The 15,253-nt window shown below is 69.1% G+C and carries 16 protein-coding genes and 1 pseudogene; 11 read left to right on the forward strand and 6 right to left on the reverse strand.

From position 1 onward, the window contains the following. The coding region (locus tag QZV81_RS01810) for an NTP transferase domain-containing protein (protein ID WP_363331569.1) at window positions 1–685 on the forward strand (685 nt) is incomplete at its 5' end. Between the two features lie 5 nt (window positions 686–690). On the opposite strand, the gene QZV81_RS01815 is transcribed toward QZV81_RS01810, so the two are convergent. Genes QZV81_RS01815 through purS form a run of 3 tightly spaced genes read right to left on the reverse strand, consistent with a single transcriptional unit; the run spans window position 691 to window position 2,609 of the window. Continuing rightward, entirely contained in the window at window positions 691–1,608 is a 918-nt protein-coding gene (locus QZV81_RS01815) for a 2-hydroxyacid dehydrogenase (RefSeq protein ID WP_292831588.1), read from the reverse strand. Window positions 1,609–1,659: 51 nt separating this feature from the next. Continuing rightward, window positions 1,660–2,367 (reverse strand): phosphoribosylformylglycinamidine synthase subunit PurQ, encoded by a 708-nt coding sequence (purQ, locus tag QZV81_RS01820; protein WP_292831591.1) that lies wholly within the window; start codon window positions 2,365–2,367, stop codon window positions 1,660–1,662. After that, window positions 2,364–2,609, reverse strand: coding sequence for a phosphoribosylformylglycinamidine synthase subunit PurS (gene purS / locus QZV81_RS01825; protein WP_292831595.1), 246 nt, complete (start codon window positions 2,607–2,609; stop codon window positions 2,364–2,366). The genes purQ and purS overlap by 4 nt, the downstream gene beginning before the upstream one ends. Before the next feature lie 144 nt (window positions 2,610–2,753). Between purS and QZV81_RS01830 the strand changes: the two genes are divergently transcribed. Continuing rightward, window positions 2,754–3,767: a LacI family DNA-binding transcriptional regulator gene (locus QZV81_RS01830; RefSeq protein ID WP_292831598.1), complete on the forward strand. Its 1,014-nt coding sequence runs from the start codon at window positions 2,754–2,756 to the stop codon at window positions 3,765–3,767. 129 nt (window positions 3,768–3,896) lie between these two features. Here the strand turns inward: QZV81_RS01830 and QZV81_RS01835 are convergent, their stop codons facing one another. Both QZV81_RS01835 and purD read right to left on the reverse strand, forming a co-directional pair. Next, window positions 3,897–4,814, reverse strand: a complete 918-nt coding sequence (locus QZV81_RS01835) for a phosphoribosylaminoimidazolesuccinocarboxamide synthase (protein ID WP_292831601.1) — start codon at window positions 4,812–4,814, stop codon at window positions 3,897–3,899. A gap of 19 nt (window positions 4,815–4,833) precedes the next feature. Then, the gene (gene purD / locus QZV81_RS01840) at window positions 4,834–6,108 is read right to left on the reverse strand and encodes a phosphoribosylamine--glycine ligase (protein WP_292831606.1); all 1,275 of its coding nucleotides are present in this window, start codon (window positions 6,106–6,108) and stop codon (window positions 4,834–4,836) included. Between the two features lie 54 nt (window positions 6,109–6,162). Here purD and QZV81_RS01845 point away from each other — a divergent pair, with 54 nt between their 5' ends. The 4 genes from QZV81_RS01845 to purF are packed head-to-tail and all read left to right on the forward strand — an operon-like array spanning window position 6,163 to window position 9,523. Further along, window positions 6,163–6,519 (forward strand): sterol carrier family protein, encoded by a 357-nt coding sequence (locus QZV81_RS01845; protein WP_292831609.1) that lies wholly within the window; start codon window positions 6,163–6,165, stop codon window positions 6,517–6,519. 28 nt (window positions 6,520–6,547) lie between these two features. Continuing rightward, the gene (locus QZV81_RS01850) at window positions 6,548–6,895 is read left to right on the forward strand and encodes a potassium transporter Trk (protein ID WP_292831612.1); all 348 of its coding nucleotides are present in this window, start codon (window positions 6,548–6,550) and stop codon (window positions 6,893–6,895) included. 42 nt (window positions 6,896–6,937) lie between these two features. Continuing rightward, window positions 6,938–8,050 (forward strand): phosphoribosylformylglycinamidine cyclo-ligase, encoded by a 1,113-nt coding sequence (purM, locus tag QZV81_RS01855; RefSeq protein WP_292831615.1) that lies wholly within the window; start codon window positions 6,938–6,940, stop codon window positions 8,048–8,050. A gap of 9 nt (window positions 8,051–8,059) precedes the next feature. Then, a complete protein-coding gene (gene purF, locus QZV81_RS01860; protein WP_292831618.1) occupies window positions 8,060–9,523 on the forward strand; it encodes an amidophosphoribosyltransferase in 1,464 nt (487 codons plus the stop codon). 38 nt (window positions 9,524–9,561) lie between these two features. Here purF and QZV81_RS01865 read toward each other — a convergent pair whose 3' ends face one another. Continuing rightward, window positions 9,562–9,741, reverse strand: coding sequence for a DUF3073 family protein (locus QZV81_RS01865; RefSeq protein WP_292831621.1), 180 nt, complete (start codon window positions 9,739–9,741; stop codon window positions 9,562–9,564). 169 nt (window positions 9,742–9,910) lie between these two features. Here QZV81_RS01865 and QZV81_RS01870 point away from each other — a divergent pair, with 169 nt between their 5' ends. From QZV81_RS01870 to QZV81_RS01890, 5 genes and pseudogenes are all read left to right on the forward strand, one after another. After that, window positions 9,911–10,444 carry a universal stress protein gene (locus QZV81_RS01870; protein ID WP_292831624.1) on the forward strand — a complete coding sequence of 178 codons (534 nt, stop codon included), beginning with the start codon at window positions 9,911–9,913 and terminating at the stop codon, window positions 10,442–10,444. Window positions 10,445–10,539: 95 nt separating this feature from the next. Further along, window positions 10,540–10,971 carry a CrcB family protein gene (locus QZV81_RS01875; RefSeq protein WP_292831627.1) on the forward strand — a complete coding sequence of 144 codons (432 nt, stop codon included), beginning with the start codon at window positions 10,540–10,542 and terminating at the stop codon, window positions 10,969–10,971. Then, on the forward strand, window positions 10,968–11,345 hold the full coding sequence (gene crcB, locus QZV81_RS01880) for a fluoride efflux transporter CrcB (RefSeq protein ID WP_292831630.1): 378 nt from the start codon (window positions 10,968–10,970) through the stop codon (window positions 11,343–11,345). Before QZV81_RS01875 ends, crcB begins: the two co-directional genes overlap by 4 nt. Before the next feature lie 85 nt (window positions 11,346–11,430). Further along, entirely contained in the window at window positions 11,431–14,598 is a 3,168-nt protein-coding gene (locus QZV81_RS01885; protein ID WP_292831633.1) for an efflux RND transporter permease subunit, read from the forward strand. 316 nt (window positions 14,599–14,914) lie between these two features. Further along, a pseudogene (locus QZV81_RS01890) lies at window positions 14,915–15,253 on the forward strand (ATP-dependent helicase); the annotation flags it as partial.

Genomic DNA, 15,253 nt, shown 5'->3' on the forward strand with positions numbered 1-15,253 from the left:
ATGCCGCGCCGCCGACCGCGGATGCCGCGCCGATGCGGCCGACGGAGGGAACGCAGTCCGACGCGCCGCGGTCGCCGGAGTGCGCTTGGACGCCGGAGTGCGCACCGGCGCCGCCGAGCCGCCCGTGAGCATCTGCGGCATCGTCCTGGCCGCCGGTGCCGGGACGCGGTTCGGCGGGCCCAAGGCCCTCGCCCGGGACGGGGCCGGGCTTCCGTGGGTCGTCGGCGCGGCGCAGACACTGGCCGAGGCCGGATGCAGCCCGGTCTTGGTGACTCTCGGTGCGCGTGCCGCGGAGGCGGCGCTGCTCGTTCCCGCCTCCGCGACAGTCGTCGTCGCCCGCGACTGGGCCGACGGGCTGTCCGCGTCGGTGCGGGCGGCCTTGGCGGCCGCCGGCAGAACGGCGGCCGCCGCCGCGCTCGTGATCCCGGTCGACGTGCCCAAGCTTCCGGCATCCGCGTGCCGTCGGGTGATCGAACCGGCCGCGGATCTCGACACCTCGCTGCGGCAGGCGACCTACGCCGGGGCTCCCGGTCATCCCGTGCTCATCGGTCGCGGTCACTGGCGGGCACTGGCGGTGGGGCTGCACGGCGACCGCGGCGCGAGCGCGTACCTGCGCGAGCACGGTGCCGCCCGTGTGGAGTGCGGCGACCTGTGGCACGGCCGCGACGTCGACGGGCCGGGGTGACCCGATCACGTGCGGATGACGATGTTCTCCGGCTCTTCACCGGCCCGCAGGTGTGCGATCTGACGGTGGATGAGCGCCGCGATCCGCGGGTGCATCGCGCTGGATGCGCCGCCGACGTGTGGCGAGATGAGCACGCCCCGTGTGCCCCACAGCGGGTGATCCCGGGGCAGCGGTTCGGGGTCGGTGACGTCGAGACCCGCGCGGATGCGGCCGGCCCTCGTGTGCCGGACCAGTGCATCCGTGTCGATGAGCGGCCCGCGACCGACGTTGACGACGAGGGCCCCGTCCGGAAGAGCGGCGAGCTCTGCCTCGCCGATGATGTGCCGCGTCGCGTCCCCGCCGGGGAGGCTGAGGATCACGATGTCGACGGTCGGCAGGAGCGCGGCGAGTTCGTCGATCCCGTGCACCCGGATGCCGTCCTCCTCGCGGGCGCGTGACGCCACCGGCACGATCTCGACGTCGAAGGGCGCGAGTCGAGCGGCGACGGCCTTGCCCACGCCGCCGTAGCCGAGCAGCAGCACCCGCCGGTCGGCGAGGCTCTCCGCGAAGACCGGGGCCCATGTCGCCGCCCGATCGTCGCGCGCGAACTCATCGAGACGCCGCTGCACCGCGAGCGTGAGCGCGACGGCAAGCTCCGCCGTCGACGTCTCGTGCACGGTCGCCGCATTGGCGAAGGTGAGGCCGGCCGGCAGCAGCTCGCCGATACCCTCGTAGCCGATCGCCTGCCCCTGAACGAGACGGGTGTCCACCTCGGCCAGCAGAGGCAGTGCCCTGCTGAGTGCGATGTAGGGCGGCACGACCAGATCGATGCGGCTGCGGGGCGGAGCGGCATCCATCGGCCAGACGATCACCTCGACACCGTCGGGCAGTGGTTCGAGGTCACGGGCGAGGTCGGGGTGCGGCACGGAGACGGTGAAAGTCACTCTCCGACGCTACCCGGACGAGCGCCGGCGTGGGCGCGCACACCCGCTGGGTCACGCAGCGGCAGCGGCCAGCGCAGCGATCGCGGAGGTGAAGAAGGCGAGGCCGTCGGTGCCCGAGCGCATGGCGTCGGCGGTGTCGGGGCCGAACCCGGGCTCAACGGCGTGCTCGGGGTGCGGCATGAGTCCGACGACGTTGCCGCGCTCGTTCGTGAGGCCGGCGATGTCATCGAGCGAGCCGTTCGGGTTGACGCCGACGTATCGGAACGCGATGAGGCCTTCGCCCTCGATCCGGGTGAGTGTGTCGGCCGAGCAGATATAGCCGCCGTCCGCATTCTTCAGCGGAATGGTGATCTCCTGCCCGACGTCGAACTGCGAGGTCCACGCGGTCGATGCGTTCTCGACGCGCAGCCGCTGGTCGCGGCGGATGAAATGCTGGTGGGCGTTGCGGATCAGACCGCCCGGCAGCAGGTGCGCCTCGACGAGCATCTGGAAGCCGTTGCAGATTCCGAGGACCGGCATCCCCGCGGCTGCGGCGTCCTTCACGTCGGTCATGATCGGCGCGAGGGCGGCGATCGCACCGGCGCGGAGGTAGTCGCCGTAGCTGAAGCCACCGGGGAGCACGAGAGCATCGACGCCGTCCAGGTCGTGCGAGCCGTGCCACAGGGCGACGGGCTGGGCGCCGGCGAGCCGGATGGCGCGCTGTGCGTCGCGGTCGTCGAGCGAGCCGGGAAAAGTGATGACGCCGATGCGGGCGGTCACTCTATGACCTCGATGCCCACGACGTCCTCGATGACCGCGTTCGAGAGGATCTCGTCGGCAAGGGTGCGGACGGTGGCGAGCGTGGCCTCGTCGGCGGACTCGACGGTCAGTTCGAAGCGCTTGCCGATGCGGACGGACGAGAAGCCCGCGATGCCCAGGCGGTCCAGCGCGCCGGTGACGGCCTTCCCCTGTGGGTCGAGCAGCTCGGCCTTGGGCATGACGTCGACGACGATGGTGGGCATGGGGGTCCTCCTGGCGGTCGCCTGCGGCCACAGTGTCAGTCGTTGGCCGCGTCCGATCCAGTCTACGGGCTGGCGGCACTGGAGTATCGTCGGGTCATCGCCTCCTGAGCGATCGATGTTCCTTCCCCAGTGAAGTGGTTCTCCGTGACTTTGGACACTCCGCGCGGCGCCGCGACGATCGAAGAGGTCGCCGCCGCCGCGGGTGTGTCCAGGTCGACCGTCTCGAGGGTCGTCAACGGATCGGCGTCGGTTTCGCCGGCGGCGCTGGATGCCGTCACTCGCGCGATCGCCGAACTCGACTACGTACCCAACCGGGCGGCGCGTTCCCTGGCCTCGCGCGCCACGATGGCCATTGCGCTCGTCGTGCCGGAAGACACGACGCGCTTCTTCGGCGACCCGTTCTTCGCTGCCGTCGTCTCGGGCATCCATTCCCGACTCGGCAGGTCGGACTATGTCCTGAACCTCCTCATCGCGAGCGATGACCCGCACGACAAGACGAGCGCCTATGTCCGCAGCGGCGCGGTCGACGGGGCGATCGTCGTCTCGCACCACACGAGCGACCGCTTCATCGAGAGCATCGCCGCGGCCGTCCCCGTCGTCTACGGAGGTCGGCCGGCGCACGCGCGCCGGAGCGACTTCTACGTCGACGTCGACAATGCCGCCGGCGGTCGTGTGGCGACGCGTTACCTGATCTCCAGGGGCTGTCGCCGCATCGCGACCATCACCGGTCCGCTCACGATGCCCGCCGCGGCCGATCGCCTCGACGGCTACCGGGAGGCGCTGACCGACGCCGGGCTGGCGCCCTCGGTCACCGCCGACGGCGATTTCACCGCTCGCGGGGGCGCAGCGGCGATGCAGCAGATCCTCGCGAGCGGGGTCGAGTTCGATGCGCTCTTCATCGCGAGCGATCTCATGGCGCGCGGGGCTCTCGAAACCCTCGGGCGTGCCGGCATCCGCGTGCCGGACGATGTCGCGATCGTCGGCTTCGATGATTCACCCGTCGCCACGAGTGTTCATCCGCAGCTCACGACCGTGCGCCAGCCGTCGCACGAGCAGGGCATGCGGATGGCCGACACCCTGCTGTCGATCCTCGCCGGGGGATCACCCCCGCACGCGACGGTCCTCGACATCGAGCTGGTGACGCGCGCTTCCGCGTGACCCCGGCGCGGGGCTGGCGCGGGTTCGCGCCGAGCGCGCTGGTTCGCGCCGAGCGCGCTGGACCCGGGCCGCGCGCAACCGGAGCGCTCGGGAACAACCGGCGCGCTCGGCACCGGGACGGATGCCGGTTCAGCCCGCGCGCGACGTGAGCCTTTCGAGCAGTTCGCGGTACTTCGCGGCGGTGCGCTCCACGATTTCGGCCGGCAGCTCGGGCGGGGTGCCGCGCTTGTCCCACACCCCGGTCAGCCAATCGCGGACGATCTGCTTGTCGAAGCTCGCCATCCGCTCGGCGGGAGTCGCGCCGGTGACCCACGCCCGGGCATCCCAGTACCGTGAGGAATCGCTCGTGAGCACCTCATCGGCGAGAGTGAGGATTCCGGCACCGTCGATGCCGAATTCGAACTTCGTGTCGGCGAGGATCAGCCCCTTCGCCTCGACGATCGCCGAGGCGCGGCCATAGATCTCGAGCGAAGCATCGCGGAGTTGCGCCGCCCGTTCGGCGCCGACGAGAGCGACGGTCTGCGCGAACGAGATGTTCTCGTCGTGCTCGCCCATCGGCGCTTTGTACGCGGGGGTGAAGATCGGCTCGGGCAGCCGGTCGCCGTCGCCGAGGCCCTCCGGCAGTGGGATGCCGCAGACCGTGCCCGCGGCGCGATACTCCGCCCAGCCCGAACCGGTGAGATACCCGCGGACGACGCACTCGACCGGCAGCATGTCGAGCGAGGAGACGATCATCGCCCGCCCGGCGACGGCATCCGGAATGCGAAGCTGCGGGTCGTCGGCCTTGCTCGCGAGATGGTTCGGGATCGGGCGTCCGCCGTCGCCCCCGGCGAGCTGATCGAACCACCACAGGCTGAGGGTCGTCAGCAGTGTCCCCTTGCCCGGGATGCCGGGGGAGAGCACGTGATCGAATGCGCTGACCCGGTCGCTGGCGACCACCAGCATCCGCCCGTCGTCGGTCTCCGATCCTGCCGCGGGGCGGTAGAGGTCGCGCACCTTGCCGGAGTAGACGTGCGTCCAGCCGGGCAGCGGGGGAGTGGTCGTCACGCGTCCATTATCGATGACGTCAGTCCGCGGCGACGCGGGCGGCGATGTCGGTGCGGTAGTGGGAGCCTTCGAGGGTGATCTCCGCGAGCGCGCGGTAGGCCCGCTCGCGCGCGTGCGCGAAGGTCTCGCCGGTCGCGACGACGCTCAGCACCCGCCCGCCCGTGCCGACCAGAGTGCCGTCCTGCAGGGCGGTCCCGGCGTGGGCGAGGTGGACTCCCGGGATGGATGCCGCGGCATCCATCCCGTGCAACGGTCGACCCGTGACGGGGGACTCGGGGTATCCCTCGCCGGCGAGGACGACGGTGACGGCCACGTCGGTGGAGAAGGTCGGCTCGGGCTCGTCCTCGAGGTGCCCGCTCGCGGCTGACATGAGCAGGCGCGAGAGCGGCGAGGTGAGCCGCGCGAGAACGACCTGTGTCTCCGGATCGCCGAAGCGCGCGTTGAACTCGATGACCTTGATGCCGGCACTCGTGAGGATGAGGCCCGCGTAGAGCAGACCCACGAAAGGGGTGCCCTGCGCGTCGAGGGTGCGGATGACCGGCTCTGCCACCGTGCGGGTGACCTCCGCGACGAACGCGTCCTCGCCGCCGAAATCGTCGGCCAGCCACGGCAGGGGCGAGTAGGCGCCCATGCCGCCCGTGTTGGGGCCGGCGTCGCCGTCGTACGCGCGTTTGAAGTCCTGCGCGGGACTGAGCGCGCGCACCGTATCGCCGTCGCTCACGAAGAAGAGCGATACCTCCGGTCCGGTGAGGAACTCCTCCACCAGGACCTCCCCGAACGGCAGGTAGGCGTCGGCGTGCGCGAGTGCCGCCGCTCGGTCGTCCGTGACGATCACACCCTTGCCCGCGGCGAGGCCATCGGCTTTGACCACGTGTGGGGCGCCGTACTCATCGAGGGCGGCTTCGACCTCGGCGCGCGTCCGCGCGCGCATTGCGCGGCCGGTCGGGACGCCCGCGGCATCCATGACGCGCTTCGCGAACGCCTTGGAACCCTCGAGCTGGGCCGCGGCCCGACCGGGGCCGAACGCCGGAATGCCGCGCGCGCGGAGTGCGTCGGCGACTCCGGCCACGAGCGGCGCCTCAGGGCCGATGATCACGAGGTCGATGCCTTCGGCGTCGGCATACTCTGTGACGGCGCCCGGGCTGTTGGGGTCAAGATCCGGGACAAGAGTCGCGTCTTCGCCGATGCCCGCATTGCCGGGAGCGGCGAACAGAGCATGCCCGGCTCGCTCACTCCGCAGCGCGAGGACGATGGCGTGCTCGCGAGCACCGGAACCGAGGACGAGGATGCGCACCCGCTCAGCCTACTGAGGGGGCCGGATGGGTTCGCGCGCCGGTAGCGTGGAGCCGTGGCGCGTGCGATTTCGACCGAGAATGGCCGCGCGGCGCTCGCCGCCGTCGCGGAAGCGCCCGCTGCCGACCGGGCGAGCCTTGCCACGGCGGTCCGCTACCTCCTGCAGCTGCTGGTCGAGAAGGCACCCGGCAACTCCGTCGAGGTACGCGTCCCGCCGTTCGGTGCGGTGCAGGTGGTTGAGGGCCCGCGGCACACCCGGGGGACTCCGCCGAACGTCGTCGAGACCGACGCCGAGACGTGGATCGCTCTGGCGACCGGCATGCAGTCGTGGGCGGATGCCGTGGCCTCGGGTCGCGTGATCGCATCGGGCACGCGCGCCGATCTCACGGGGCTCGTACCTCTTCGGCCGTAGGAACGCGGCGTGGTGGGACAATGGGGGGATGACCGAGCCCGCCTCCCACCAGATCGAGTCGGCGCGAGTGCGCCGCAGCCCCCGGTACGGGGTGTTCCTGGCGCTGGGCGCGGCCGTGGGAATCCTGGCCGCGCTCATCCTGACCTTCGCGTTCGACGGCACGGTCGATCGGAGTGCGTCGACCGGCGTCGTCTACTCGAGCACGCAGGTGCTCGGGTTCCTCTCCCTCTTCTGCATCCCGATCGGGATGGCGCTCTCGGCCACTGCGGCGCTCATCTCCGACCGGATGCTGGCGCGCCGCACCCGCGAGGTGCGCGTGATGCACGACACGATCCACCTCGACTCCTCGACCGACGCCGAGATCGAACAGCGCTGACCGCGCGATATCCGCCATGTGTCAGGGCGATAGGCTGGCGGCGTGGCACAGGCCTCCGCGAACCCCTATTCCGAAGCCGGCGTCGATACTGCGGCGGGAGACCTCGCCGTCGAGTTGATGAAGTCGGCCGTCCGGCGCACCCACGGCACTGAGGTCTGGGGAGGAGTGGGCGGCTTCGCGGGCCTTTTCGACGCCACGGCCCTCCGCTCGTACGACAGGCCGCTGCTGGCGACCTCGACCGACGGCGTCGGGACCAAGGTCGCGATCGCGCAGGCGATCGACAAGCACGACACGATCGGGCAGGACCTGGTGGGGATGGTCGTCGATGACATCGTCGTGGTCGGCGCGCGCCCGCTGTTCATGACCGACTACATCGCGTGCGGCCGGGTGTTCCCGGAACGGATCGCCGACATCGTCCGCGGTATCGCCGCCGGCGCCGCCGCGACCGGCACCGCGCTCATCGGCGGCGAGACGGCCGAGCATCCGGGCCTGCTCGGCATCAACGACTATGACGTCGCAGGCGCCGCCACGGGTGTCGTCGAGGCCGGCAAGCTGCTCGGTGCGGACCGTGTGCGCGCGGACGATGTGGTGCTCGCGCTCGCCTCGAGCGGGATGCACTCGAACGGCTACTCGCTCGTGCGGCACATCGTCGCCGGCGCCGGCATCGGCTATGGCGACCAGGCGGCGGACTTCGCGCGCACCTGGGGCGAGGAGCTTCTGGAGCCGACGCGTCTGTACACTCTTCCTCTCCTGCGGCTCATCGATGAGCTGGGGGATGCCGTCCACTCGCTCAGCCACGTCACGGGCGGCGGCATCGCCGCGAACCTCGCCCGCGTGCTCCCGCGGGGAACGTGGGTCGAAATCGACCGGGCGACCTGGTCGCCCGCACCCGTCTTCCGCGTGCTGGCCGATCTCGGCTCGCTCTCGCTCGAGCAGACCGAGGGCACGTGGAACCTGGGCATCGGCTTCCTCGCGGTCGTTTCGCCCACGCACGCGGATGCCGCGGCATCCGCCCTCACGGCCGCCGGAATCGACACATGGCAGGTCGGCGTCGTTCGTGACCGGGCTCTGCCCGACGGGCACTTCGAGCAGGGTGCCAAGGGCGTCGACGGCGGCGCCGTGCGCCTGGTCGGCGCATACGCAGAAACGGACTGAGCGCGAGATATGTGCGGAATCGTCGGCATGGTCGGTCAGGGACCGGTCAACCAGGAGATCTATGACGCGCTTCTGCTGCTGCAGCACCGCGGGCAGGATTCCACGGGCATCGCGACTGCGGAGCCCAGGGGGATCTTCCACCTGTTCAAGGCGAAGGGACAGGTCCGTGAGGCATTCCGCACGCGGGATATGCGCGCGCTCCTGGGAACGATCGGCCTCGGCCACGTGCGGTACGCGACCAAGGGCACGGCATCCAGCGAGGAAGAGGCGCAGCCCTTCTACGTCAATGCGCCCTACGGAATCGTGCTGGTGCACAACGGCAACCTCACCAACACGCGCGAGCTGACCGAAGAGCTGTTCCACACCGATCGGCGTCACCTGAACACGAGCTCGGACACCGAGCTGCTGGTGAACGTCCTGGCCAATGAGCTGCAGGCGGCGATCTCGGGACCCGAGCTCGACCCCGACCAGGTGTTCCACGCGGTCGAGCGGGTGCACGAGCGCGTCGAAGGCTCGTATGCCTCGATCGCCCTCATCGCCGGGTACGGCCTCTTGGCCTTTCGCGATCCCTTCGGCATCCGCCCCCTCATACTCGGCGCGCGAAAGGAAGCGAGTGGCCGCTATGAGTGGATCGTCGCGTCGGAATCGCTCGTGCTCGAGAACGCCGGCTTCGACGTCGTCCGCGACGTCGAGCCCGGCGAGGCCGTGTTCATCGACCTTGCGGGCACGCTCCACACGCGGCAGTGCGTCGCGAACCCGCAGCTGGTGCCGTGCTCGTTCGAGTACGTCTATCTGGCCCGGCCCGACAGCGAGATGAACGGGATCTCGGTGTACGAGGCGCGGCTGCGCATGGGCGATCGCCTCGCGGACACGATCGCAAAGTACACCCCCAAGGGATCGATCGACGTCGTCATGCCGATCCCCGACTCAGCCCGCCCCGCCGCGATGCAGGTCGCGCGCAAGCTGGGGCTGGAGTATCGCGAGGGCTTCTACAAGAACCGCTACGTCGGCCGGACGTTCATCATGCCCGGCCAGGCCGTGCGCAAGAAGAGCGTGCGCCAGAAGCTCAATGCGATGTCGAGCGAGTTCAAGGGCAAGAACGTGCTGCTCATCGACGACTCGATCGTGCGGGGGACGACCTCGAAGGAGATCATCCAGATGGCTCGGGATGCCGGAGCCGCGTCGGTCACCTTCGCCTCCGCCGCACCGCCCGTGCGCTACCCGCATGTGTACGGCATCAACATGCCGTCCCGGCACGAGCTTGTCGCTTACAACCGCACGATTCCCGAGATCGCCGAGGAGCTCGGTGCCGACTACCTGGTGTACCAGGAGGTGGAGGACCTCAAGGCGGCGATCCTGGAGGGTTCGCCCGATGTCGAGGACCTCGACATGAGCTGCTTCGACGGCAGGTACATCACCGGCACGGTCTCGGAGGAGTACCTCGCCTGGGTCGAGGGCACACAGGAGTCCTGACCCGTTGTGCGGATGTCGAGAGCTCGAGCGGGATCGCCTCAGGCTGTCTCGAGTTCCTCGTCATCGCCGGCGTACTGGTCGGCCCACTTGTCGACGTACTGCTCTTCGTCGTGGTGGCCGAGTTCCTTCTCGAGCGCGGAGTAGTTCACGTTGTACGTGTCGTACTTCAGTTCGCGAGCGATCTTGGTGTGCTTCGCCTTCTGACGGCCACGCCCCATGCGAGACCCCCTCTTTTTTGAGTCACGGACTGTGTGCACTGCCTGTGCTCACGGTCCGGTGCATTCACGATGCACTCACGGTTCGGCCCGAAGCCGGGAAGAGTAGCATTCAGGATAACACGGTGCCTACGGACCATCGCGGTTCCGGTCCCTGATGGAGGGTGTGACGATGACCGAAGCCATGCGCGACACGTCCGACGACCAGGCGGTGCCCCAGGGGGCAGTGATCGTGGGGGCCCTGGCCGACCAGCCGAAACGCGTGCTCACCGAGGCCGCCCGCTACGCGCGCCTCTTCGGTGCGCCGCTGATCGTCGCCCACGTGGATGTCACGCGCTTCATCTCCTATGAAGACCCCGACGGCTACGTGCACACCGCGGCGATCGACCTCGAGGCGATCGCCGGTGAGGGTCAGGAGGAGGCGGTGCGCGAAGCCGCGGAATCCGCGCTCGCCGGCGCTGCCGTCGACTGGAGCATGGCACAGCTCGTCGGGGATCCGGCGACGGCGATCGCGCACCTCGCCGAGCGGTCGCACGCGAGGCTCATCGTCGTCGGCACCCGTCGACGGGGTATCGGCGAATCGATCCGCGAATTCTTCACCGGGTCGGTTGCCGCGCGCCTGACTCACCGCCAGTCGCGCCCGGTCCTCGTGGTGCCGCTCGAAGAGCCGGCCTCCGACGCCGACGCACTCTGGCCGGAGGGCTGAACGGCGGCTTCTTCTCCCCCGCGGGGAGGCTCGGTCTCGGCCGGGACGGCGATCCGCGTCCCGCTGCGGAGGTGATCCGGGCCTAGCGTGAGGGCATGGCATCAGCGCGATGGTTCTCGTGGAGGTCGCTCGCGCTCGCGATCGGCGGTGGCGGGATCGGTGTCGCGCTGCGCGCGGTGCTGCTCGCTCCGGTCGCCGCCGGTGCGCACCCGCTCGTCGTCCCGAGTATCACTCTCGCGATGAACCTCGCCGGATCCTTCCTGCTGGGGGCGGTCGTCGGCCGACTGGACGACCGGCATCCTCGCACGCGGACGTTCTTCGGCACGGGGCTCATCGGTGGGTTCACGAGCTACAGCGCGTTCGCGGTGCAGACGGTGACGACCGGCACTGCCGCTCCCGTGATCGGTCTGCTGCTGATCCTCGTCTCCCTTTTCGGCGGAGTGATCCTCGCGGCGCTCGGACTCGTCGTCGGACGGCGCTCGGCCGGCGTGCCCGCCGAGGTCGAAGCTCCGGAGGAGGCCGAGTGAACCCGGTCGAGTTCGCGGCCCTCATCGTCGGCGGCGGTCTCGGCGCCGGCGCGCGGTACCTGGCGGATGGCGCCGTGATGGGGGGACGGAAGGATGCCTTCCCCCTCGGCATCCTGATCGTGAACATCGCCGGCTCCTTCGCGCTGGGCCTGCTCACGGGGCTCGGGGCAGCGGTCGCGCCGACCTGGATGACGATTCTCGGCGTCGGCGTCCTCGGCGGCTTCACCACGTTCAGCACCGTCTCGGTCGAGACCGTGCTCCTCGCCCAGAGCAAGCGGCGGGACTGGGCATGGATCAACCTGGTCGGGACGGCCGTCCTCGCCATCGCCGCGGCGGCGCTCGGGATCATGCTGGGCGGCTTCTTCCCACGCTGACGAGCGGTCCGAACCGCTCGTCAGGCGTGCGAGAATGAAGTCGATACATTTCTGTATCCACCGTCCCGCACAGCAAAGGCCATCCGTGTCGAACCTCGCCGTCCTGAGCTTGAAGAACCGCGCACTCATCGCCCTCATCACGATCGTCGCCGCAGTCTTCGGCGGACTGGCTCTGACGAACATGAAGCAGGAGCTCATCCCGTCGGTGGAGTTCCCGCAGCTGTCGATCCTGTCGACCTACCCGGGTGCGTCGCCGGATGTCGTCAACAACGATGTGTCGACTCCGATCGAGTCGGCGATCCGCGGCATCCCCGGACTCGAGTCGACGGCCGCGACGAGCACGACCAATGCGTCGATCATCACAGCATCCTTCACGTACGGCACCGATCTCGCGACGGCCGAGCAGAAGATCCTGCAGGCGATCAACCGCATCAAGTCGACACTTCCCGACACCGTCGAGCCCAACGTCGTCTCGTTCTCGATCGACGACCTGCCCGTCATCTCGCTGGCCGTCACCGGCTACGACGACGCGCAGACCATCCAGGCGCAGCTGGAGACGAGCGTGATTCCCGATCTCGAGGATGTCGAGGGCGTCAACGCGGCCTCGATCGTCGGCGGTCAGGGTCAGCGCGTGACGATCACCCCCGACCAGGGGGCGCTTGCGGCGGCCGGGTTCACCCAGGCTGCGATCACGGATGCACTGGATCAGAACGGTGCGCTCTTCCCGGGCGGAACCGTCACCGAGGGCGATCAGACCCTGACGGTGCAGACCGGTACGAAGATCACCTCGATCGAAGAGATCGGCGCGATCCCGCTGGTTCCCACCACTGCGGCGCAGATCGGCGCCGGCACCGTGACGATCGGCGACGTCGCCGCTGTCGAGATGGGTCAGGACCCGGTCACATCGATCTCGCGCGTGAACGGCGAGCCGGCCCTCACGATCTCGATCACCAAGCTGCCCTCGTCCAACACGGTCGACGTGAGCAGCGCCGTCACGGCGCTGCTGCCCCAGTTGCAGGACTCGATCGGCAGCGACGCCAAATTCACGGTCGTCTTCGACCAGGCGCCCTACATCCAGCAGTCCATCGAAGCGCTCGCGCAGGAGGGTCTGCTCGGCCTCGTCTTCGCGGTTCTGGTGATCCTGCTCTTCCTGCTGTCGGTGCGCTCGACACTTGTCACGGCGATCTCGATCCCCACGAGCGTGCTGATCACCTTCATCGGTATCCAGGCCTTCGGATACTCGCTGAACATCCTCACCCTCGGCGCCTTGACGATCGCGATCGGACGCGTTGTCGACGACTCGATCGTCGTGATCGAGAACATAAAACGGCACTACGTCGGCGAGGCCGACAAACTGCAGTCGATCCTGCTCGCGGTGCGCGAGGTCGCCTCGGCGGTCACGGCTTCGACCATCACGACCGTCGCGGTGTTCCTGCCGATCGCCTTCGTGGGTGACGTGACGGGTGAGCTCTTCCGCCCGTTCGCGCTCACCGTCACGATCGCGATGACCGCGTCGCTCCTGGTTGCTCTGACGATCGTCCCCGTGCTCGCGTACTGGTTCCTGCGCCCCGGCAAGCCTGTCCTCGATGGGGAGGGCAACGCGATCGACCCGGAAGACCCGGCGGCGCCGCCGTCGAGGCTCCAGCGTGCATACCTGCCCGTGCTGAACTGGACGCTCAAGAACTCGTGGGTGACCCTGTTGCTGGCCGTCGTGGTCTTGGCCGGCACGGCCGCTCTGGCACCGTTGATGAAGACCAACTTCCTCGGCGATTCCGGCCAGAACACGTTCTCCGTTTCGCAGGAAGTGGCTCAGGCCGCCAGCCTGGATGCAGAGAATGCGGCCGCGGAGAAGGTCGAGGCGGTGCTGCTCGACGTCGACGGCGTCGAGATCGTGCAGACCTCGATCGGATCGTCGGGCTCGGCGCTCCGCGATGCCTTCTCGGGCGGCGGCGGAGGAGTCACCTATTCCATCACGACCGACGCCGGCGCGGACCAGGTCGCGGTGCGCGAGAATGTGCAGACGGCACTGGCCGATCTCACGGACGTCGGCACGCTCACCGTCATCACCGGTCAGGGCGGCTTCGGCTCGAGCGACATCGAGATCGATGTGACCGCTCCGGATGCCACCAGTCTTCAGACCGCGACGGATGCCGTGGTCACGACGCTCGACGGCAAGGACGGGATCGGCCAGGTCACCTCGAACCTGTCGGCGTCTCTGCCTTATGTCGCCGTGTCGGTCGATCGCGAGAAGGCCGCGGCCCTCGGCCTCTCGGAGGTCGCCGTCGGCGCGCTCGTGTCGAACACGATGCAGCCGCGCCAGGTCGGTACGGTCGAGATCGACGGCAGCTCAGTCACCGTCTACCTCGAAGCGGCGTCCATCCCCGCGACGATCGAGGATCTCAAGGGCCTGCAGATCGCCTCGGCGGCAGGTCCCGTTCGACTCGACTCGGTCGCAACCGTCGAGGAGAGCCAGGGTCCGACTTCCATCACGAGTCAGCGGGGTCAGCGCACCGCGACCGTGACGGTCACTCCCTCCACCGACGACCTCACGGCCGCATCGGCCGCCGTGAACGAGGGTTTGAGTGCTGTCGACCTCCCGTCGGGCACGAGCGCAGCGATCGGCGGCGTCGTCACGCAGCAGCAGGATGCCTTCGCCCAGCTCGGCCTCGCTTTGCTCGCGGCGATCCTCATCGTCTACATCGTGATGGTCGCTACATTCAAGTCGCTTCGCCAGCCACTGCTGCTACTCGTGTCGGTGCCGTTTGCGGCGACCGGTGCGGTCCTGCTGCAGATCGCGACGGGGGTGCCGCTGGGTGTCGCTTCGCTCATCGGCGTGCTCATGCTGATCGGCATCGTGGTGACCAACGCGATCGTTCTGGTCGACCTCGTCAACCAGTACCGCGAGAAGGGCTTGAGCGCCCACGATGCGACGGTAGCCGGTGGCGCGAGGCGTCTGCGGCCGATCCTCATGACGGCTCTCGCGACGATCTTCGCGCTCACGCCGATGGCGCTCGGCATCACGGGTCACGGCGGATTCATCTCGCAGCCTCTCGCGATCGTCGTCATCGGGGGACTGATCTCGTCGACCGTGCTGACGCTGCTCGTCCTGCCCACCCTGTACAACCTCGTCGAGGGTGCGAAGGAGCGGCGGGCTGGCCGCTCCACGCCGGGCACAGCGGACGAGGGATCGCCGGCATCCTCAGATGGCGACGACGACGCGCCGGCCTCGCGGCGCGCCTTACGCACGAACTGAGCCGACACCACCACATGTGACGGGAGCTCCGTCGGTGCCGCACGTCTGGCATCGACCGGGCGCTGATCAGGGTTTCGATGGGCGCTGTCTCCGGAGCTGGCGGGTATAGTGGTGTGGTCGGCTCTGGACACCGCGCGTGCGCGGATGGGTTTGTGAGTCTGTGGGGCCGATGGTGAGCGCCGTTCGGCGCGCATGAACCATCACTGAATGGCCCCCGGCCGACGGATGTCCGGGTTACTCCACGCCGCAATTGCGGCAGCGCCGTTGTGCGCGCTCAGGAGGCTGTTCTCGCAAGAACAACCCAGAAGGTCACCCCATGCCCAAGAACAAGAAGCCGGCCGCCGGCCGCGCTCAGAACTTCGAACCGCGCTACGGCAGCAAGACCGCCTATCAGGATGCCAAGCGTCGTCCGGGGCAGTCTTCCGCCGGCACCGCCGGGAGCAAGAGCGCGGGACATCGGGGCTATCGCTCCGATGTCGACGATGCGGCACCGAAGAAGCAGCGCTGGAACGCGCAGGAGCGCGCCGGTCGCGCGGAGTCACGCGGCATCCGCAGCAACACGCAGGATGATCGGCCGCGTCGGGATGATCGTCCGGCCCGTTCGTTCGACGACCGTCCGGTTCGTTCGAACACGGATCGTCCGGTTCGGTCGAAC

The organism is Microbacterium sp. (assembly GCF_011620665.1).
In the GTDB taxonomy this organism is placed as follows: Bacteria; Actinomycetota; Actinomycetes; order Actinomycetales; family Microbacteriaceae; genus Microbacterium.

Bases quoted from the DNA above. Each gene is read 5' to 3' on its own strand.
- QZV81_RS01870 (WP_292831624.1), top strand. From the start codon at position 9,911: ATGACCGAAGCCATGCGCGACACGTCCGACGACCAGGCGGTGCCCCAG.
- purF (WP_292831618.1), top strand. From the start codon at position 8,060: ATGTGCGGAATCGTCGGCATGGTCGGTCAGGGACCGGTCAACCAGGAG.
- QZV81_RS01865 (WP_292831621.1), bottom strand. From the start codon at position 9,741: ATGGGGCGTGGCCGTCAGAAGGCGAAGCACACCAAGATCGCTCGCGAA.
- QZV81_RS01875 (WP_292831627.1), top strand. From the start codon at position 10,540: ATGGCATCAGCGCGATGGTTCTCGTGGAGGTCGCTCGCGCTCGCGATC.
- purS (WP_292831595.1), bottom strand. From the start codon at position 2,609: ATGCCCACCATCGTCGTCGACGTCATGCCCAAGGCCGAGCTGCTCGAC.
- QZV81_RS01850 (WP_292831612.1), top strand. From the start codon at position 6,548: ATGACCGAGCCCGCCTCCCACCAGATCGAGTCGGCGCGAGTGCGCCGC.